The 19,809-nt window shown below is 65.8% G+C and carries 17 protein-coding genes; 14 read left to right on the forward strand and 3 right to left on the reverse strand.

Annotation, left to right across the window (positions count from 1 at the left end; genetic code table 11):
* Positions 1–102 precede the first annotated feature (102 nt).
* From VFZ97_12060 to VFZ97_12085, 6 genes are all read left to right on the forward strand, one after another.
* Positions 103–1,836, forward strand: coding sequence for a class I adenylate-forming enzyme family protein (locus VFZ97_12060; GenBank protein ID HEX6394170.1), 1,734 nt, complete (start codon positions 103–105; stop codon positions 1,834–1,836).
* Entirely contained in the window at positions 1,833–2,276 is a 444-nt protein-coding gene (locus tag VFZ97_12065; GenBank protein ID HEX6394171.1) for a nuclear transport factor 2 family protein, read from the forward strand. Before VFZ97_12060 ends, VFZ97_12065 begins: the two co-directional genes overlap by 4 nt.
* Positions 2,264–3,094, forward strand: coding sequence for a crotonase/enoyl-CoA hydratase family protein (locus tag VFZ97_12070; protein ID HEX6394172.1), 831 nt, complete (start codon positions 2,264–2,266; stop codon positions 3,092–3,094). Before VFZ97_12065 ends, VFZ97_12070 begins: the two co-directional genes overlap by 13 nt.
* 70 nt (positions 3,095–3,164) lie before the next feature.
* Positions 3,165–4,391: a cytochrome P450 gene (locus VFZ97_12075; protein ID HEX6394173.1), complete on the forward strand. Its 1,227-nt coding sequence runs from the start codon at positions 3,165–3,167 to the stop codon at positions 4,389–4,391.
* Positions 4,388–5,140, forward strand: coding sequence for an SDR family NAD(P)-dependent oxidoreductase (locus tag VFZ97_12080; protein HEX6394174.1), 753 nt, complete (start codon positions 4,388–4,390; stop codon positions 5,138–5,140). The genes VFZ97_12075 and VFZ97_12080 overlap by 4 nt, the downstream gene beginning before the upstream one ends.
* On the forward strand, positions 5,137–5,742 hold the full coding sequence (locus VFZ97_12085) for a TetR family transcriptional regulator (GenBank protein ID HEX6394175.1): 606 nt from the start codon (positions 5,137–5,139) through the stop codon (positions 5,740–5,742). The genes VFZ97_12080 and VFZ97_12085 overlap by 4 nt, the downstream gene beginning before the upstream one ends.
* Positions 5,743–5,879: 137 nt before the next feature.
* Here VFZ97_12085 and VFZ97_12090 read toward each other — a convergent pair whose 3' ends face one another.
* Positions 5,880–7,493, reverse strand: coding sequence for an acyl-CoA synthetase (locus VFZ97_12090; GenBank protein ID HEX6394176.1), 1,614 nt, complete (start codon positions 7,491–7,493; stop codon positions 5,880–5,882).
* 130 nt (positions 7,494–7,623) lie between these two features.
* Between VFZ97_12090 and VFZ97_12095 the strand changes: the two genes are divergently transcribed.
* The 5 genes from VFZ97_12095 to VFZ97_12115 all read left to right on the forward strand — a co-directional run bounded on the left by VFZ97_12095 (position 7,624) and on the right by VFZ97_12115 (position 14,849).
* Positions 7,624–8,796 (forward strand): acyl-CoA dehydrogenase family protein, encoded by a 1,173-nt coding sequence (locus tag VFZ97_12095; protein ID HEX6394177.1) that lies wholly within the window; start codon positions 7,624–7,626, stop codon positions 8,794–8,796.
* Between the two features lie 22 nt (positions 8,797–8,818).
* Positions 8,819–9,928, forward strand: a complete 1,110-nt coding sequence (locus VFZ97_12100; GenBank protein ID HEX6394178.1) for an acyl-CoA dehydrogenase family protein — start codon at positions 8,819–8,821, stop codon at positions 9,926–9,928.
* A gap of 16 nt (positions 9,929–9,944) precedes the next feature.
* Positions 9,945–10,862 carry an NAD-dependent epimerase/dehydratase family protein gene (locus tag VFZ97_12105; GenBank protein ID HEX6394179.1) on the forward strand — a complete coding sequence of 306 codons (918 nt, stop codon included), beginning with the start codon at positions 9,945–9,947 and terminating at the stop codon, positions 10,860–10,862.
* Positions 10,863–11,187: 325 nt separating this feature from the next.
* A complete protein-coding gene (locus tag VFZ97_12110) occupies positions 11,188–14,586 on the forward strand; it encodes an SNF2-related protein (GenBank protein ID HEX6394180.1) in 3,399 nt (1,132 codons plus the stop codon).
* Positions 14,583–14,849, forward strand: a complete 267-nt coding sequence (locus VFZ97_12115; protein ID HEX6394181.1) for a hypothetical protein — start codon at positions 14,583–14,585, stop codon at positions 14,847–14,849. The genes VFZ97_12110 and VFZ97_12115 overlap by 4 nt, the downstream gene beginning before the upstream one ends.
* A gap of 8 nt (positions 14,850–14,857) precedes the next feature.
* On the opposite strand, the gene infA is transcribed toward VFZ97_12115, so the two are convergent.
* On the reverse strand, positions 14,858–15,082 hold the full coding sequence (gene infA / locus VFZ97_12120; protein HEX6394182.1) for a translation initiation factor IF-1: 225 nt from the start codon (positions 15,080–15,082) through the stop codon (positions 14,858–14,860).
* Positions 15,083–15,347: 265 nt separating this feature from the next.
* Between infA and VFZ97_12125 the strand changes: the two genes are divergently transcribed.
* The 3 genes from VFZ97_12125 to VFZ97_12135 are packed head-to-tail and all read left to right on the forward strand — an operon-like array spanning position 15,348 to position 18,432.
* Entirely contained in the window at positions 15,348–16,211 is an 864-nt protein-coding gene (locus tag VFZ97_12125; GenBank protein ID HEX6394183.1) for a DMT family transporter, read from the forward strand.
* Positions 16,208–17,338, forward strand: a complete 1,131-nt coding sequence (locus tag VFZ97_12130) for a DegT/DnrJ/EryC1/StrS family aminotransferase (GenBank protein HEX6394184.1) — start codon at positions 16,208–16,210, stop codon at positions 17,336–17,338. Before VFZ97_12125 ends, VFZ97_12130 begins: the two co-directional genes overlap by 4 nt.
* The gene (locus VFZ97_12135; protein HEX6394185.1) at positions 17,335–18,432 is read left to right on the forward strand and encodes a hypothetical protein; all 1,098 of its coding nucleotides are present in this window, start codon (positions 17,335–17,337) and stop codon (positions 18,430–18,432) included. The genes VFZ97_12130 and VFZ97_12135 overlap by 4 nt, the downstream gene beginning before the upstream one ends.
* Before the next feature lies 1 nt (position 18,433).
* Here VFZ97_12135 and VFZ97_12140 read toward each other — a convergent pair whose 3' ends face one another.
* Positions 18,434–19,807 carry an aspartate aminotransferase family protein gene (locus VFZ97_12140; protein ID HEX6394186.1) on the reverse strand — a complete coding sequence of 458 codons (1,374 nt, stop codon included), beginning with the start codon at positions 19,805–19,807 and terminating at the stop codon, positions 18,434–18,436.
* Between the last annotated feature and the right edge of the window lie 2 nt (positions 19,808–19,809).

The following is a 19,809-nucleotide window of genomic DNA, read 5'->3' on the forward strand; positions in this document are numbered from 1 at the left end:
GCCTGCCGGAGGATGGGACCGGCTCTTTGACTTGAGTGAAAGCTGATTCTAGCCTACCGGGACCCGGGTCGGCGAAGGCGCAGGCACAGCGGAGGGATGTTGATGGCCAACAGAGGAGGGGAGGCGGCGGCGCTCCGCTGGGAGGAGGACCGCCTGCTTCCCCGCCCGACCCGCACCGCGTTGACCGGGGCCGGTGCGCCATTCGAGATGCGCCCGGAGAACGTTCTCGGGGCGACGATGCCCGTGTTCGCGCAACGGTTCCGAACCGCCCCCGAGATGCTCGCCTCGGCAGCCGAACGGCTCGGCGATCAACCGTTTCTGATCTTTCCGGACCGGACCTACACCTACCGGAGCATTCACGATCCGATCGCCGCCATGGCCGGGGCGCTCCGAGACGGCTTCGGCATAGAACCGGGCGACAGGGTCGGCATCGTGGCGGCGAACATCCCTGGTCATGCAGTGACCGCATGGGCGGCCATCGCGATAGGCGCGGTCGTCGTTGAGCTCAACGGATGGTGGACCGGGCCCGAGCTTCTTCACGGGATCGGGCTGGCCCGGCCCAAGGTGCTGTTCGGAGACCGGCGAAGGCTCGAGCGACTGCCGGCTGGCTCGGTGGACGTACCGGTTGTCTGCTTCGAGGACGACTTCGACCGGTTGAGGGCGAAGTGGGACGGCAGCCCGCGGCCGAGCGGCACAACTGGCGAGGACGACCCCCTCTGCATCCTCTTCACCAGCGGAACAACCGGGAGATCGAAAGGAGCGGTGCTGAGCCACCGCTGTCACGTCAACATGATGCAGCAGGCCGCTCTCCAAGGCGCCGTCGGGTTGTCGCTGGAACCGCCTTCTAGCCAGGCGGAGGCACCTTCGGGTCCGCAGATCTCGCTTGGCGTCTCGCCCATGTTCCACATCTCGGGCTTCTCCGTGGCGCTGATCGGCGGCCCCTACATCGGGTCGACGATCGCCTATCCGCCGCCGGGGCGTTGGGATCCCGAGGTCCATCTCGAGATGACCGAGAGGTTCAAGGCCTCCGCCTGGTCGATCGTGCCCACCCAGCTCTGGCGGCTGCTCGAGCATCCAAGGATCGACGAGTTCGATCTCTCCTCGCTCCGGAGAGTTGGAGGAGGGGGATCGACCTTCCAGCCGGAGTTGTGGCGCAAGGTGAGGGAGAAGCTTCCGCAGGTGAGCCGGATGGCCACCGGCTATGGCATGACCGAGACTTGCGGCGCCGGAACCCACCAGGACGGCCGCGCCGCGGTCAAGCACCCCGACGCAGTAGGCGCGCCGGTGCCGGGCTACGAGATCTGTATCCGGGGGGTCGACGGGGACCTCCTCTCCGCCGGCGAGATCGGCCAGATCCACTTGCGCGGCCCGAGCAACTTCCTTGGCTACTGGGACAATGTGGAAGCGACCGAAGCCGCGTTGGACTCTGATCGCTGGTACCGGACCGGTGAGCTCGGCCGGATCGAGCACGGGCTTCTGTTCCTCGAGGGTCGCGGGACCGACCTGATCATCCGAGGTGGCGAAAACGTCTACCCGATCGAGATCGAGAACCGCCTGATCGAGCATCCGGGTATCGCCGAGGCGATTGTCATCGGAGTTCCGGACCGGGTGCTCGGCGAGGAAGTGAAAGCGGTCGTAGTCCCTCAACCGGGCGCGCTGATCGACCTCGACGGCATCCAGGCTTGGGTCGGGGAGACGCTCGCCAAGTACAAAGTGCCGACCCAGCTCGACGTCCGATCGGAATTGCCCCACAACGCGGCCGGAAAAGTACTGAAACAGTTACTGAAGACAGACCCGAACCGAGTCGCGTCCCAAATCACATTCCAGGAGGAGTGACCTTGCTCGACCTTCAGGAGATGTCCGACCGCATCGAGATCCAGGATCTTCTCGCTCGCTACACCGACGCAATCGATCGCCGCGACTGGGATGCTCTCGACCGCGTCTTCACCGAGGATGCTCGAATCGACTACACCGCAGTCGGAGGAGCCGCGGGGAATCTCCCCGAGATCAAAAAGTTCCTCGACGACAGCTTCAAGCTGTTCGCGTCCTCGCAGCATCTGATCGGCTCCAGCGTCGTCGACATCGCCGGAGACGAGGCGACCGCGCGCACCATCTGCCACAACCCGATGGTGTTCAAAGGGGGCAACGACCCGCAGTTGCTCGTTTGCGGGATCTGGTACCGAGACCGGCTGGTCCGGACCCCGCAGGGCTGGCGTATTGCAGAGCGCGTTGAAGAGAGTTCCTACATGAAGGAGATACCCGCGTGGAACAAGTGACCGCCGACTCCACGGTCGTCGACCAAGTCATCGTTGAGCGGTCGGGGCCGACCATGGTTTTGACCCTGAACCGCCCGAAGCGCATGAACGCGTTCACCGGCTCCATGCTGGTGACCCTCGTCGAGGCGTATGACGAGGCGGCCGCCAACGACGGCATCCGCTGCATCATCCTCACCGGCGCGGGCGGAAACTTCTCCTCCGGCGCCGACCTAAAAGCGATGGCCGGCAACTCCGACGAGGAAGGTGCCCGAGCCGACGCTGCAGAGAAGATCGCCGCGGATCCGGACCTGTTGTGGCGCGGCTTCCTCAAGATCGATCGGCCGCCGAAGCCGATCATCGCCGCAGTCGAAGGTGTCGCCATCGCAGGCGGGACCGAGATCCTTCTCGGCACCGACATCCGCGTCGCGGGCGAAAGCGCTCGCTTCGGCGTGTCGGAGGTCCGGTGGTCGCTCTACCCGATGGCAGGCTCGGCGGTGCGCCTTCCGCGACAGATCCCGTACACCGCCGCAGCGGAGATACTCCTCACTGGCAAGCACATCACGGCGTCCGAAGCGAAGGATCTCGGCCTGGTCGGCCACGTTGTTCCCGACGGCCAGGCGCTCGCCAAGGCGCATGAGATCGCCGAGCAGATCGGACGCAACGGGCCCCTCGCTGTGGAGGCCGTGCTGAAGACACTCCGGACCTCCGGGGGGGTCCCGGAGACGGACGCCTTCGCCGAGGAGTGGCCGCGGGGCCAGGCGGTCTTCGCGAGCGAGGACGCCAAGGAAGGTCCGAAGGCTTTCGCAGAGAAACGCATCCCGAACTTCCAGCGGAGATGACCGCGGTCCCGCTAGCCTCGGCCAAAAATAGAACGTGCTCTAAAAATACGGATGTAACTGGAGGAAATGGGTGAGCAACTTGGCGTTGACGGAGGGTTTCGACGTAACCGACCCCGATCGGATTCAGGGAGGCATTCCCTTCGAGGAGCTCGCCGCCCTTCGCGCGTCGGATCCCGTTTGGTGGAACCGTCAGCCTGCCGGCTACGGATTCGACGATGGGGGCTTCTGGCTCCTGACCCGCCACGCCGACGTGCGAGAGGTATCTCTGAAGCCGGAGTTGTTCTCCAGCTCGGAGAACACCGCGATCATCCGGTTCGCTGAGGGGATGTCCCGAGAGGACATCGAGATGCAGCGGGTGATCATGCTGAACGTCGACCCGCCGGACCACACCAAGCTGCGCAGGATTGTCTCTCGCGGCTTCACCCCCAGAGCGATCCGCATGATCGAGGAGGCTCTCTCCGAGCGCGCCGAGAAGATCGTGCAAGAGGCTGCCTCGCGCGGGAGCGGCGACTTCGTCACGGACGTCGCGTGCGAGTTGCCCCTCCAGGCGATCGCGGAACTGATCGGAGTCCCCCAGGAGGAGCGGTCGAAGATATTCGACTGGTCCAACCAGATGATCGCCTACGACGACCCGGAGTACGACATCGACCCGGTGATCGCATCCGCCGAGCTGATCAACTACGCGATGGCTCTTGGTCAGGACCGGACCGAGAAGCCGCGCGACGACATAGTGACCAAGCTGGTCAGCGCGGACGTCGACGGCAGGGGGCTTACCCCCGACGAGTTCGCCTTCTTCGTCCTGCTCCTCGCCGTCGCCGGCAACGAGACCACCCGCAACGCGATAACCCACGGGATGATGGCCTTCTTCGACTTCCCGGACCAGTGGGAGCTGTACAAGGCCGAGCGCCCTGCGACTACCGCAGACGAGGTTGTCCGGTGGGCGACGCCGGTGGTCATCTTCCAGAGGACAGCGCTCGAGGAGACGTCCATCGGAGGAGTTGACATCAAGGGCGGGCAGCGGGTCGGCCTTTGCTACAGCGCCGCCAACCGTGACCCCGAGGTGTTCGACAACCCTGAAATCTTCGACATAACCAGGGACCCAAACCCGCACGTCGGTTTCGGCGGTGGCGGCCCGCACTACTGCCTTGGAGCCAACCTCGCGAAAGTCGAGATCAACCTGATGTTCAACGCTCTTGGCGATCACATGCCTGACGTCGCCCCAGCGGGCGGCGCGCGCCGGCTCCGGTCCCCGTGGATCAACGGAATCAAGGAGCTTCCCGTGAGGTACCACCGATGAATCGTTTGGAGGGCCGCACCGCGATCGTTACGGGCGCGGCGTCCGGGATCGGCCTGTCGACCGCTCGCCGGCTCGCGTCCGAAGGTGCCGCGGTGGCTTGTTTGGACCTGTCCGCCGAAGGCGCGGAGAAGGCTGCGTCGGAGATCTCGTCCGCCGGTCACAAGGCGACGGCTATAGCCTGCGATGTCTCCGATCCCACGAGCGTCCGGCGCGCGGTCGAGGACGCGGCCGGTCAGGTGGGCGAGCCGGACATCCTCTGCAACATCGCCGGGATAGGACGCTTCTACAACACCCACGAGCTGAAGCCGGAAGAATGGAACCGGATCATTGCGGTGAACCTCACCGGCACCTTCCTCGTGTCTCAGGCAGTGCTTCCTTACGTGCTCGACCGCGGCGGGGTGATCGTGAACACGGCGTCGACGTCCGGTCTGGTCGCGCAACCCTGGCAGGCCGCGTACTGCGCGTCCAAGGGAGGCGTGATCATGTTCACCAAGGCCCTCGCCCTCGAGTACTGGGATCGCAAGCTGCGGGTCAATGCGATCTGCCCCGGCGGGGTGGAAACCCCGATGGTCACGGAGTTTTCCGAATTGCCGCCTGGAGCGGAGTTCAAGCGGATAACCCGCTACATCTCGCCGCTCGGGTTTTGCAGCCCGGACGAGATAGCGGCCCTTTTCGCGTACGTGGCGTCGGATGAAGCCAGGTACATGACCGGTTCCATCATCTCCCTGGACGGTGGGATCACCCTGTGACATCGCCGGCGGTCTCGTCCGAGCCGCCGAAGGGAGCACGACTCAGCGCCAACCAGGCGAACCGTCGGCGGCGGGTGATCGCCGCGGCGACCGAGCTTGCTTCCGAGGGCGGCTACGACCTGGTTCAAATGCGCGACGTCGCTGCCAGGGCCGACGTCGCGCTCGGAACCATCTACCGGTACTTCGAGTCGAAGGACCAGCTCCTCGCCGCTGCTCTCGCGGAGTGGACCGGGGAACTGGAGCGAGGTCTCGACGATCGACCCGCCGCCGGCGACACCCCCGAAGCTCGCGTCGTGGACGTGATCCGCCGCGCCAGCCGGCCGATCGAGCGCAACCAGATGCTCAGCTCAGCCCTGGTGACCGCGGTCGCCGGCCCCGATCAGGGAACTCACGTTTACCAGGCGGAGATCCACGAGATCCTGATGCGGATACTCGAAACAGCCTTATTCGACGTGGAAAAAGAGCGACGGGACGCGGTCGTAAGGATCCTCTGCGACGTTTGGTTCGCCGCGCTGATCGGATGGGTCCATGGCTGGCGGGCCGTCACCAGCGTCAGAGACGAACTCGAATTCGCCGGGCGCTTCCTTCTCGCCGGCGCGTAGAGGCCCGGTTGTCGCAACCGTCGCATCAGATTGGGCGTGGAATCTGCATTCGGGTGTGAAAAATGGCCGTCGGCGGACATTTTCCACCCCCAAACGCCGAAGCTACGCCCAGAGGGGGCTCGGATACTCGCCGGCGCTTAGGAGTCCGAGGCGGTGAGGGCGACGTTCTTCGCCCACTGGTAGTCGGGCTTGCCGCTGGGGGAACGCTGGATGGAGCCCACGACGTGGAGCTCGCGGGGGACCTTGTAGCCGGCGATCTTCGAACGGCAGTGCTCCTGCAGCTCGTCGAGGGTCGCCTGGGTGCCGTCGCGGAACTGCACCACGGCCGTGACCCGCTGTCCCCACCTCTCATCGGGTGTTCCGACCACGGTTGCGTCGAAGACGGCCGGGTGCGACTTGAGCGCCGACTCGACCTCCTCGGGGAAGATCTTCTCGCCACCGGAGTTGATCGAAACCGAACCGCGCCCGAGCAGGGTGATCGAGCCGTCAGCTTCGACTGACGCGAAGTCGCCGGGGACCGCATAACGGACCCCGTCCACGGTAATGAAGGTCTCCGCGGTCTTCACCGGGTCCTTGTAGTACTCGAGGGGGATGTTGCCTCTCCGGGCGACACGACCGATGACGCCGGAGCCGGGCGGGACGATCTGGCCGCTGTCGTCGAGGACGACGGTGTCGAGGAGTCCCTTGACAGTCGGGCCGCCCTTCATCTCGGTCGCACCGCTCGAAACGTAGGAAACCCCGTTGGCGCCCCCCTCGGAGCTACCGATCGAGTCGGTCATGATGATGTTCGGAAAATGGCGGAAGAAGTCCTCCTTCACCGACGGCGAGAACACTGCCGCGGTGGAGCTGAGCGACACGAGCGACGACGTGTCGTAAGAAGCTCCCGCCTCGTCGAGCGCATCGACGAGTGGCCGCGCCATGGCGTCACCGGTGATGAACAGCGAGTTCACCCGCTCCTGCCCGACCAGCTCCCAGACCTGCTTGGGGTCGAAGCGGGAAACCAGGACGATCTTGTTGCCGCGGAAGCTCTGACCCATCACGCCCCACTGCGTCGCTCCGTGCATCAGCGGGGCTATCGGAAGGAAGGTAAGCGGATCCACGGCCGCTCCGTTGCGGGTTAGGTCTCCCGGGTCGGCGACTCTCTCGTTGGTGAGAGCGTCGATGCCTCCGCCGAGCGCATAGAAGACGTCCTCGTGGCGCCAGACCACGCCCTTCGGCATGCCGGTCGTCCCGCCGGTGTAGAGGATGTAGCGGTCGGACGGCGACCTCGGAGCAAAGTCGCGTTCCTCCGACTGGGAGGCGAGAGCCTTCTCGTAGTCGACGGCGTCGGAACGCCCGTCGGGATGCCCCGACCCGTCGTCGATGACCAGGGTGAATCGGATGTTCCCGAGGACGTCGCCAACCTCGCCAACGCGGGGAGCGAACTCACGGGCGTGGATGAGCCCGACCAGGTCGGCATTGTTGAAGATGTACCGCAGCTCGTCGGCGACGTACCGGTAGTTGATGTTGATCCAGACCGCACGCAGCTTGAAGATCGCCCAGAGCGACTCGACCCATTCGACCGAGTTCAGCGCGTAGATGCCGACGTGGTCGCCGGCCTTCACCCCTTGCTCGGCGAGGTGGTGGGCGAGCCGGTTGGCGCGTGCCTCCATCTCCCGGTAGGTGCGCCGCTTCCCCTCTGCTACGAGGTACTGCCTGTCAGCGAAGGTGTCGGCTGCGAATTCGAAAAGATCGGCCAGGTTCGCCTCCACGGCGGTCAAGTAGAACCGATTTCAGTTACGGCTTCAACCCGGACCGATGGGACGGTCCCGCTCAGCGGTACCCCGCGCACTAGCGATCTAGAACGCGTTCTTATAACCTGCCTGCAGGGAGGGTCCGCACGTGTACATCGCCTATACCGACGAGCAGGAGGCACTTCGCAAGGAGTTGCGCTCCTATTACGAGAGGCTGCTGACGCCTGAAGTCGAGGCCGAGCTCGCCGAGAGCCATGGAGTCGGTCCCGCACTCCGGAAGGTCGTCCGCCAGATGGGCGAGGACGGTTGGCTCGGCATCGGCTGGCCGAAGGAATGGGGCGGCCAGGGTCGCTCGGCGATCGAGCAGTTCGTGTTCTTCGACGAGTCGATGCGCGCCGGTGCGCCCGTGCCTATGTTGACCATCAACACTGTGGGCCCGACGATCATGAACTTCGGGACCGACGAGCAGAGGCAACACTTCGTTCCGAAGATCCTTCGAGGGGAGATCCACTTCTGCATCGGCTACACCGAGCCCGGGGCCGGAACCGACCTGGCCGGGCTGGTGACGAGCGCGGTGCGAGACGGCGACGAGTACGTGATCAACGGACAGAAGGTGTTCACCAGCTTGGCTGGCGATGCCGACTACATCTGGCTCGCCGTCCGCACCGACCCTGATGCCAAGAAGCACAAGGGAATCTCCATCTTCGCGGTCCCGATGAACACCCCGGGGATCACCGTCACGCCGATGCGCCTGCTCAGTGAGCACGACATCAACCACACATACTTCGACGACGTAAGGGTTCCGGCCACGTGCCGCATCGGCGCCGAGAACGAGGGTTGGGGCCTGATCACCAACCAGCTCAACCATGAGCGCGTCACTCTTTGCTCATCAGGGGTCATCGAAAGGTCGCTCGACGAGGTTGTCACCTGGGCAAGGAACAATCGCCTCGCCGACGGGAGCCGCGTCATCGACCAGCCGTGGGTCCAGCTCAACTTGGCCAAGGTCAGGGCGAAGCTCGAGTTTCTTCGCCTGATCAACTGGAAGGTCGCGTGGACCGCGACACAAGGCCAGCTTGCAGTCGCCGACGCCTCGACGACCAAGGTGTTCGGCACGGAGTTCTACCTCGAGGCCTTCCGCCTCCTCATGGAGGTCATCGGCGAGCGCTCCTACCTCAAGGACGGCTCCGCTGATGGGGTGCGGGGGCACCTGGAGCGCTCTTACAGGAGCCTTCTGATCCTCACGTTCGGCGGAGGCACCAACGAGATCCAGCGGGACCTCATCGCAATGTTCGGGCTCGGCTTCCCACGGGCCTCAAGGTAGGCCAGGGACAAAGGAGAGACTCGTGGACTTCTCATTCAGCGAAGAGCAGTCAGCCGTAGTCGAATCCGCCCGGCAGCTGTTCGACGGTCATCTCACCGATGCCCGAAGGGCGGAGGTGGAATCGGGCGATGACGGATTCGACCAGACCCTCTGGAAGGCCCTCGCCGCAGGCAACCTGCTCGGCCTTGCCGTCGGAACCGACGAGGGAGGAAGCGGCTTTGGGTTCGGCGAGGTGGCGGTCCTTCTCGAGGAGGCCGGCCGGGCAGCCGCGCCGGTCCCTCTTTGGGCGTCGCTCGTACTCGGTGGGCTTCCCGTCGCCAGGTTCGGCTCGCCGGAGCTGCGCTCTGAACTGCTCGCTCCGATGGCCGCCGGTGATCTGGTGCTCACTGCCGGGTTGGTCGAGATCGGAACCGACCCGGAGCATCCGACGACAGTCGCAAAGCGGACCTCGTCTGGGTGGGAGCTGCACGGAACGAAGATGTGCGTGCCCGCCGGAACAATCGCCGGATGGGTACTGGTGCCGGCCGCGACCGAACAGGGCGAGACGATCGTTGCTGTCGTCGACCCGTCGTCGGAAGGTGTCGAGGTGACTCGCCTGGACACCACGACGGGAATCCCCGAAGCCCGCCTCGACCTCAACGGGGCCGTCGTGGCGGAAAACAGGATCCTCGGAGGCAGCGAAGTTCTGTCGTGGCTGCTCCCGCGGGCCACCGCCGGCCTTTGCTCGCTCATGGCCGGAACCTGCAGGTCGGCGGTGGCGCTCACCGCCGAGTACGCCCGCTCGCGCCAGCAGTTCGGCCGGGTCATCGCCAGCTTCCAGGCGGTCGGGCAGCGGGCCGCCGACGCGTACATCGATGCCGAGGCCGTCGAGCTGACCTCGCGACAGGCAGCTTGGAGGCTCGCCGAAGACCGGCCGGCCGACGAGCAGGTAGCGATCGCGAAGTTCTGGGCGGCGGACGGCGGGCAGCGGGTCGTCCACGCCGCCCAGCACCTGCATGGCGGCGTCGGGGTCGACCGGACGTATCCCCTGCACCGTTATTTCCTTGCCGCCAAGCAGCTCGAGCTGACCCTCGGCGGCGCGACCACCAGCCTTGTACGGCTCGGCGCCCTGATCGCCGCCGGCGAGGCCTGACCAGTAGGAGACAGCCATGGCAGAACTAGAAGGACAACGGATCCTGGTCGTGGGGGCTACCGGGATGGTGGCGGGCCCGGTTGTCAGGAGCCTCGCGGCCAAGAACGAGGTGTGGGGTGCCGCCCGGTTCCGTAACGCGAAAGCGCGATCCGAGCTCGAGGAGCATGGCGTCAGGACTGCCACGCTTGACCTGGCGAACCCCGACTTTTCCCAGCTGCCGCACGACGTTGACTACGTGATCAACCTTTCGGTCAGCCACGCTCCCGATTTTTCGGCTGCACTGGCTTCCAATGCCGAGAACCTGGGGCTGCTGATGGCTCACTACAAGGACGTCAAGGCCTTCCTGCACTGCAGCTCGACCGGGGTATACCAGCCGAACGGCGCACACAAGATGCGCGAGGACGACCCCCTCGGGGACAACCATCGTTCGTTGCTGACCACTTACTCGATCTCCAAGATCGCCGCCGAGGCGGTCGCCAGGTTGAGCGCCCGGCTTCACGGGGTGCCGACCATCATCCCGCGCCTGAACGTGCCGTACGGCGAGGCCGTCGCCTGGCCGTCGATGCACCTGGAGTGCATCCTGGCCGGCGCCCCGATCCAGGTGCTTCCGGGCGAGGAGACCGTCTACTCGCCGATCCACAGCGACGACATCATCCGCCAGATCCCACTCCTGCTCGGGGCGGCTGCTGTGCCGGCGGTGACGGTCAACTGGGCGGGCCAGGATGTTGTCAGCGTCCAGGAGTGGTGCCGCTACCTCGGGAGCCTGGTCGGAGCGGAACCGGTATTCGAGGAGACCACAGCTGCGCTGCCCTCGGTCGCCATCGACACCACCTACATGGAGGAGCTGATCGGCCCCGCAGAGGTCCGGTGGCGGGACGGCATGCGGCGCATGGTGGAGTCGAGCCACCCCGAAAAGCTCAAGCCTGCCGGCTAGCAGAAGCAGCGAGAATCCCGTCTAGGTCCGAGGAACGAACCGCAACGCTCGGCCGGATCGTTTTCCTGCGGAGCAGGGACGTCAGGCGAAAGCGCTGCGCAAGGACCTGGGCGGCGGCTCGTCCGTCGAGCCCCCCGTGGCGGAGGCAATGCTGGCGGTTGGACGGCCCAGGCGCTACAGTGGAGCGCTGACGGGGGCATTCGTCGCGGTAACGGTGGTGGTGGACCGCTGCGGCAGGGGTAGTTGGCAGGTCACAGGGTGAGTGCCAGGAATGGAAGGAAGCCCGAGCAGGTTGAATAAGTAGGTCCGGGAGTACGGGCCTTTGGTGGCAGCACCGCAAGCCGACCGGAGAAGGTGGGGTGCGGGAGCGGTCACATCGAGAGTGGAGAGAGAGCTGGATCGGATCGCGTTGGAAGCAGCGGCGGCCGCCGAGGCTGGTGGCTGGGCGTCTCGCGCCGAGGTCGCTGAACTTGCCGAGAATCCCCTTGGCTGGGCTGCTGCGCTACGACGACTTATTCATGAGACAGACGACCTGCTGGTCGGTGCCCACCGGCTGGTGGGGGAGGAGCGCGACCAGGTGCTCGCCGACCTCGCCGATGAACGGCAGCGGCTTGCCGAGGCATTGGGGCGCGTCTCAGGCGATTCGATCGACCCCCCGTCTCTGAACGGCGCCGGCGATCCCCATTCGAGCGGGCAGCGTGGCGCCTCCGATTCCGGCAGGCACGAAGGCGTCTCCGCAGACCAGTCCGCGCAGGAACCGACCCCGGCCGAGCCCGCCGTTCTGCAAGCATCGTGGGGCGAGGGGCGAGTCGTTGTCTGGGCGGGTGCTCCTGGTACCGCCGGATCGGTCGAGGACCTCGAGGAGCTGCTGGCCAGGGCGGATGCGTCAGTTATCGGATGGGAGCGCCACAGTTCGGTGAACACGCCGGCCGGACAGGCCGAGGCCAAGTCGGCGCCCCTGTCTCAGACTTTGGGCTGGCTGGTAGGGATAGGTGCCGGCCAGGTCGGCGCAGCCGAGGTCGGGGTCAGTGAGGCCGAGCTCACCGTCGGGCCGAGCCTCAGGTGGCTGGGCGAGATCGCCGTTTGGGGGACGGAGCTGGTCGCCCAGGGTCGAATGGTCCCGGTCGTCAGGGGGACCTCGGCCAGTTCCTCCGAGCCGAAGAAGGGCGGGTCGCGCCACCGCGTTCGCTGGGTGCCGGCCCTAGTCGCCCGGGATCGCCTGCACGATCTGGTTACGCGGATGCCGGGATCGGTCGCTGCCGTTCAGGCCTCGGCGCAGCCTGATTCGGTGTGCCGCTCGGTCCTCGCCGGAGTCGTCGACGCGGTATGCCGGGCCGGTGCGGCGAGGCTGGTGGCTCCCGCCGCGGCGCCACACGCGCGGACCCGGACCGAGACCGCGGAAGCCGTCCTCTACGGCCTGGACGGAAGGCCGTTCACCGCGGACGCAGAGCCGGCCGCCAAGGTCGGGGAGGACCTCAAGAGGTGGGCGTCGCCGGTCACTGCCAACCACCGGGTCGGCCTGACCGTTCGATTGGACCCACCCGAGAGTGACGGTGGGTGGCTGCTCTCGGTGGAGGCGACCGGTATCGACAAGCACCCGATGCCGGTCGAGCACGCGCTCGTGGTGGCTTCCGGAACCAAGTCGCAGCAGGTCGAAGCACAACTTCGCCGACTCGAGCGGCTCATACCGGCGCTTCGACGACCGAGCACCCGCCGGGGGCAGGTCGTCCTCGACGGCGACGAGGCGGTCGAGCTCATGTTCACGACCGGCCGGGCATTGGTCGGCGCCGGGTTCGATGTGATGCTGCCCAAGGTTTCGAGCAGGAAGCCGAGCCCGCAGCTCCGCCTCTACGCGGAAGCTGTGGACGGGCAGACCCAGGTCGGGGTCCAGCAGCTGGCGAACGTGAAATGGTCCGTCTTCTTCGACGATCTCGAGCTGGACGCGGCCGGCGTCGTCGCGCTGGCCAGGGAGGCGCAGCCGCTCGTCAAGGTGCGCGGACGTTGGGTCCATCTCGACCGCGCGGACCTTATCGCCGCGGCGGCGGCCCTTGCAGAACGGGCGTCGATAACCCAGCTCACAGGTGCGGCCGTGCTGCGCCAGGCCGTCGGGCTCGAAGGCTCGGCGCTCGGTGGTCCCGTGCGGGTCGACGGAAGCGGATGGGCTGCCGACCTCCTGCGCGGCGCCACGACCCATCCACCGGCGCCGATAGACACCCCTGACGGATTCGCCGGGCAGCTGCGGAGCTACCAGGCGGAGGCCGGCGGCTGGCTCGGTTTTCTCGACCGTGCCGGTCTGGGAGGGTGCCTGGCGATGGACATGGGCCTCGGCAAGACCCCGACCATCCTCGCCCACCTGCTGGTCGATCGCGGACACGGGCCTGCGCTCGTGATCTGCCCGCCGGCGGTCCTCGGCAACTGGGCCGAGGAGGCCACGCGCTTCACGCGAGGGCTGAAGGTGACGATGCATCACGGCCCGCGGCGCGCTGAGGGCGACTCGATTGCGAAGCTCGCCTCGACTTCCGACGTGGTGCTCACCACCTACGCCACCGCGGTTCGTGACATAGATGCGCTGTCGAAGATCACCTGGCGCCGGGTTGTTGTCGACGAGGCACAGGTGATCAAGAACTACCAGAGCGACACCGCGCGCGAGCTACGCCGCCTGCAGGCCCATTCGCGGATGGCGCTCACCGGCACGCCGGTCGAAAACGGCCTCGGTGACCTGTGGGCGATCCTCGACTTCACCAACCCTGGTTTGGTCGGCCCGCGGAACGCGTTCATAGAAAACCTGTCGAGAAACACCGCTTCTACGAACGGGAGCACGCCTGCTCAGGCTCCGGCCAGGGCTTCAGAGGAGAACGCGTTGCGCGCTCTCAACGGACTGCTGATCTTCCGCCGCACGAAGACCGAGCCCGAGATCGCCGCAGAGCTGCCGGACAAGGTCGACAAGATCGAGCATTGCCCGATGACCACTGAGCAGATCGGCCTGTACCAAGCGGTCATCGACCGCTTGCTGACCGGCGGTCTGGAGTCCGACTCCAACGCCCGGAAGGGCCAGGTCCTTGCGGCCATCACCGCCTTGAAGCAGATTTGCGATCACCCCGCCGCCTACCTTCGGGAGGACGACGACCGCGACACCCTGGTCGGAAGGTCCGGCAAGCTCGCCCGGCTCGAGGAGCTGGTCGGCGAGGTCTTCGCCAACGGCGAGAGGATCCTGATTTTCACCCACTTCGCCCGGTGGGGGGAGCGGATGGCCACCTACTTGAGCGAGCGGACCGGCAGGAAGATCGGCTGCTACCACGGCGGTCTTGCCCGCAACGTGCGCGACTCGCTGATCGAGGAGTTCCAGAACGGAACCGGTCCAGGAGCGCTTGTGCTGTCGATCAAGGCCGGCGGCTCGGGTCTGAACCTGACTGCAGCGAACCACGTGGTCCTCTACGACAGGTGGTGGAACCCCGCCGTCGAGGACCAGGCTCGGGACCGGGCGTGGAGGATCGGCCAGGACAAGACGGTCATGTCACACCGCTTCGTGTGCCCGGGCACGGTCGACGAAAGGGTGGAGGAGATCGTGGCAGGCAAGCGGAAGGTCGCCGGGATGGTGCTGCCCGCTCGCAGCAGCCTGGGCGATCTCGACGCCGAGCAGCTGCGGAGCGTTCTGGGCTTGCGGGAGGACGAGCTAGTCGAGGACGAGCCGTCGGATGAGACCGGCCAGGAGGTGGCGGCTTGAGCAAGCGCCGGCGCCCGGCCGCGAGCCGGCGGCTCGCCGAGCAACGTTTCTGGGGCCGCTCCGAAACCGAGTCGGAGCCGGTGAAGATTCGCCCGACCGGCGATCCGGCCGCGGTGGTGCGTTCCCTGGGCGCGCCACCGCTGCCTCTCGACCCTTCGTTGGTCGAAAGGCACCTGACTGCGGTCTACGAGGAGGCGGTTCGTGCAGCTACCGCGTTGGCCGCTGCGAACGGGCTCCTGGCGGAAGACGAGGACTCGGCCTGAGCCAGCCTTTACTTGTACCGGTAGGTGATGCGGCCTCTGGTCAGGTCGTAAGGGCTGATTTCGACCTGGACCTTGTCGCCGGGAAGCACGCGGATGCGATTCATGCGCATCTTGCCGGAGTTATGGGCCAGGACCTCATGTCCGTTGGCCAGCTGGACCTTGAACATGGCGTTCTTCAGCGCCTCGCTCACCGTGCCTTCGAGCACGATTGCATCTTCCTTGCCTTGGGGCAGTCTCTATCCTCCATTACACAGGGCCGGTTTCCCGGCCATACACAGGGCCGGTTTCCCGGCCACAATTTCACATGGCCGGTACACAGGGCCGGCTCCGGCGACAGCTACACAAGGCCGGGTTCCGGCGAATACACAGATCCGATTCCCGGCCACTACAAACGGTGGGGTTCCGGCCATTACACGTGGCTGGGTCCCCGGTACTTTCGTTGACTATCAACCAGTGTAGGGCGGACACGGTCGTCTTACCCCGTAGGCTGAGAAAAAGATGACGGTTGTCCTGGCGCTGGTCGCGTCGGCCCTTTTCGGCACCGGTGTCGCTCTCCAGCAGCGGCCTGCATCCGAAGTGCCGGATCAATACGCAGGCCGCCCGGCCTTGCTGCTTCGGGTGGTCCGCAACCCGCTTTGGCTCGCGGGCGTGGTCGCCGAGATCGGCGGCTTCGTTACCCAGGTGATCGCATTGCGCAAGGGCTCGTTGGTGATCGTCCAACCCCTGATCACCACGTCTCTCCTCTTCACCGTCGGCCTCGTCTCGCGCTGGAACCGCCAGACGGTCACGCACCGGGACTGGTTGTCCGTCGTCGCCGTCGCGTTCGGTCTCGCGGTCTTCCTCGGTGTCGCGTCGCCGAGCAAGCACAGCTCGGGCACGGCGCCCGCGGATCAGTGGGTCATGGCCGGAGCGTCGATGGCTGCATGCCTGACCTTCCTGATCTGGGCCGGTTTGAAGAGTTCCGGCCGGCGGAGGGCCGCCGCTTTGGGGCTCGCGGCCGGGCTGGGCGACGCGTTCATGGCGGTCTTCACCAAGGCGTTCGCGAGCGCCACCGACCATGGTCTTGGCTCGGCCTTTACCACCTGGGTGCCCTACTCTCTGTGCGTCGCCGGCATCGCCGCGATGCTTCTCACCCAGACCGCATACCAGACGGGACAACCTAAGATCGCCATACCGCTGATAACCGTGACCGAACCTCTGGTCAGCTCCGCAATCGGTGTGGCCTTGTTCGGTGAAGCCGTCCACGTTGGGGGGATCCGCGCACCGTTCGTTCTGGGTTCCATCGCGTTGATGGGGGCCGGGCTGGTTTCGCTCAGCCATACCAGCGTGACGGAGGCGGCCGAGCCCGTCTCGGCCAGTTGAGCCCGCCTTTCGTCCCCCCCGCCCGCGTCGTATTCGACAAGGAGGACCGGGAGCGGATACTCGAGATGATCGACGGCGCACTGATGAGCGGCACGCTGACCATCGGTCCTCTCACCTCAGAGCTCGAGACGTCCTTCGGGCGAGCTCACCAGTCCCCTCACGCGGTCGGCACCAACTCGGGGACCAGCGCAATAGAGATCGCGCTGCGCGCGTGCGGCGTCGAATCAGGCGAGGTGATCGTCCCCGCCAACACGTTCTACGCCACCGCCGCAGCTGTGGTCCACGCCGGCGGGCGGCCGCGATTCGCGGACGTCGACCCGTCCACCTTGGCGCTGTCGGCTGAAACAGTGGCACGTGCTCTTCGCCCGTCGGTTTCGGCGGTGATCCACGTCCACATCGGAGGGTCGATCAGCCCCGAGATAGAGCCGATCCGCGAGCTCTGCGCGCAACGGGGTGTCATCCTGTTCGAGGATGCTGCACACGCTCATGGGTCGACGCTCGACGGAAGGTTCGCCGGGTCGTGGTCGAAAGCAGCGACCTTTTCCTTCTATCCGACCAAGGTTGTAGCCAGCGCCGAGGGCGGCATGATCCTGACCTGCGAGCGGTCGTTGGCCGACGAAGCGAGGGTGTACCGCGATCAGGGGAAGGCGAGCTTCCTCGGAGGTGGCCATATTCGCCTCGGCTCGGCGTGGAGGATGAGCGAGCTGCAAGCCGCCGTCGCGTTGGTTCAGCTCGATCGGATGAGGGAGCACATCGACCGGCGCCGTGAGGTGGCGGCAAGCTACGACGCCGCCCTCGCCAAGATCGATGGGATTTCCGTTCTCGGCGACGAGAGCGGTGGGAGCAACTACTACAAGTACGTAGCCGTCCTCGACGGCGGGATCGATCGGAGCACGTTCAAGGCGACGATGAAGGACGAATTCGCGGTTGGCATGAGCGGCGAGGTTTATGCGACACCGTTGCACCTCGAGCCGATTTTCGAGCCGTTTGTCGAGGAGGGCCTGCCTGTTGCCGAGGAGCTCTGCGCTCGCCACGTCTGCCTTCCCATCCACTCCGACATGGCCGATTCGGAGGTCGATCAGGTGATCGAAGGGATCACGGGCACGCTCGGAAAGATGCTCGGATGAAGCTGAAGCGGGCCCTTTTCGTGTCAGGGTCGCTCGGCAAGGGTCACGACGTGCTCGCCGAAGCGTGCGCCTCCGCTCTGGTCGAGCGCGGGGTTGAATGCAGGACGGTAGACGCGATGCTGCTCCTGGGAGGCGGGTTGAGCTCCGTCGGCGATTTTGTCTTTCGCAGGCTGCTGTCGGTGAACGCGATCTACGACGCATTCCACTTCTCGCAGTTACGAGACGATGGGAGGATCGGTCGGTTCATGGACCGGGCCGCCCTGAACCGCATTGTTCCTCACCTTCGCAAGGTCATCGACGAATTCGATCCGCAGCTGATCGTGCCGGTGTTCGCCACCGGCGCAGGCGCGGCTTCGAGATTGAGGTCGAGCGGGGCGGATTTTCGTTCGATCGTCGCAATGACGGACTCGTTCGCGCACCGGATGTGGGTTCACGAATCGACCGACCTTTTTCTGGTGACGTCTCCCGCGGCAGGGGAGTCGGTGCGTCGCTACTGGCCCGAAGCAAAGGTCGAGGTGATCACGGCTCCCGTGCGTCCAGGCTTCTACGTCGCCCCCACCAAGCGCGAGGCCAGGCAGAAGCTCGAGATCGACGAGCACGGGCGCTGCGCCCTGTTGATGTCGGGTGCCTGGGGACTCGGTCCCTTGGACGGCGCCGCCGAGGCTCTCGCCTCCCAGGGAGTCTGGGTTCTGGCTGTCGCGGGCACCAACCAGAGTCTGGAACGGCGCCTCCGCCAGCTCGCCGACCGGAACCCGATGGTGATCCCTTTCGGGTACACCGATGAGGTCCCCACCTTGATGTCTGCATGCGACGTGGTGGTGACCAGCTCCGGCGACACGTGCAGGGAGGCGCGCACCATCGGTCGTGGGATCGTCCTGCTCGACGTCGTCCCAGGGCACGGCCGCGAGAACCTTATGCACGAGCTGGAACTCGGGGGTGCTACCGCGTGCATGGCCACGCCGGAGTCGATCGCAAGGGCGGTTGTGTCGTTCGTGTCGGATCCGGTCCGTTCCCGGGTTCCGCCGGCCCGCGAGGCGCATCTCGCTCCCGCGCAGTTCGTAGCCGCGGTGCAGGCTCTCGGCCTCGAAGTCTGAGTTATTGCTTCACCGCTCTGGTTGTCAGGCCCCACCCGAAGTGCCAGATGGGCCGGGTGCTCCTGTGTATCGATTCCATCACCGAGCAGAATGCCCGAACGAACTGTGAGGCCTCGTCGGCGGTTGTTACCAGGGGCGGCAGCAGCTTGAGCACGTCGACGTGATCGCCGGCGGTCTGCGTGAGGATGTTGTGCTGTTCGAAGAGGGAGCACACGACCATCTGGGTGAACAGCCCCCGGCGGGCGAAGGTCAGAGGCGTGTATCGGTTGCGTAGCCTGCGCGAATTCGGTCTGCCGAACTCGATGCCGATCATCAAGCCGCGCCCGCGAACGTCGACGACCAGTTCGTAGCGTTCCGCGGCGGCCTTCAGCTCAGATTGCAGGCGGCCACCTACGCTCGCTGCGTTGGCGATCAGCCCCTCGTCGTCTATGACTGAAAGGGTGGCCAGGCCAGCGGCCATCGCGAGCGCGTTCCCGCCGTAGGTGGAGCCGTGCACCAGGACGCGATCCATCGACGAGTAGACCCGCTCGAAGATCTGAGTCGTAGTGAGGGTTGCCGCGACCGGGACGAACCCGCCGGAGAGGGTCTTGCCGATGGTGACGATGTCCGGATGAACCCCGTCGTGCTCATGGCAGAGAAAACGTCCGGTCCTCCCGAGACCGGTCTGCACCTCGTCACAAATGAGCAACGCGCCCTTGCGGTGGAGAAGCTCGGCAGCCTCGGCCAGGTACCCGTCGGGAGATACACGGACAGTCTTTCCCTGGATGGGCTCGACGATGAGAGCGGCGACACCGCCCTTGTGGAGCTCCGAGCTCAAGGCGGCGAGGTCACCGAAGGGCACCGATGTGCCGGGCAGCAGCGGACCGAACCCGGCCCGGAACTCCCGCGCCCCGTTGACGGACAACGACCCGGCCGTCAACCCGTGGAACGCGTGCTCGCAGTAGAGGACTCTCGGCTTGCCGGTGAAGTACCTGGCGAACTTGAGGGCGGTCTCCACCGCCTCGGTGCCGCTGCTCGAAAAGTACACACGATCGAGCGTGGGAACTCGCTCGATGAGCGCTTCGCCGAGGAGTCCCGCCAGCAAAGGGGTGTCCATCTGGACCATGTCGGCCAACTCGGCGTCGAGGGTTTCGCGTATGGCCTTCCGCACCTCGGGGTTCGAACGGCCGATCCCGAACACGCCGAAACCTGACAGATAGTCGAGGTAACTCTGCCCGGAGTCGTCGTAGAGGTACGAGCCCTCGGCTCTCTCCCATCGCTTGTCGAACCCGATCGAGCGGAGGACACGCGGCGTCTGTGGGTTGAGGTATTTCGACCACAGTGCAGCCCCTTCGCCCTTGCGGGCCTGAAGGACGCTGGGCAGGTCGAATCCCATAC

The organism is Acidimicrobiales bacterium (assembly GCA_036378675.1).
Lineage (GTDB): Bacteria > Actinomycetota > Acidimicrobiia > Acidimicrobiales > Palsa-688 > DASUWA01.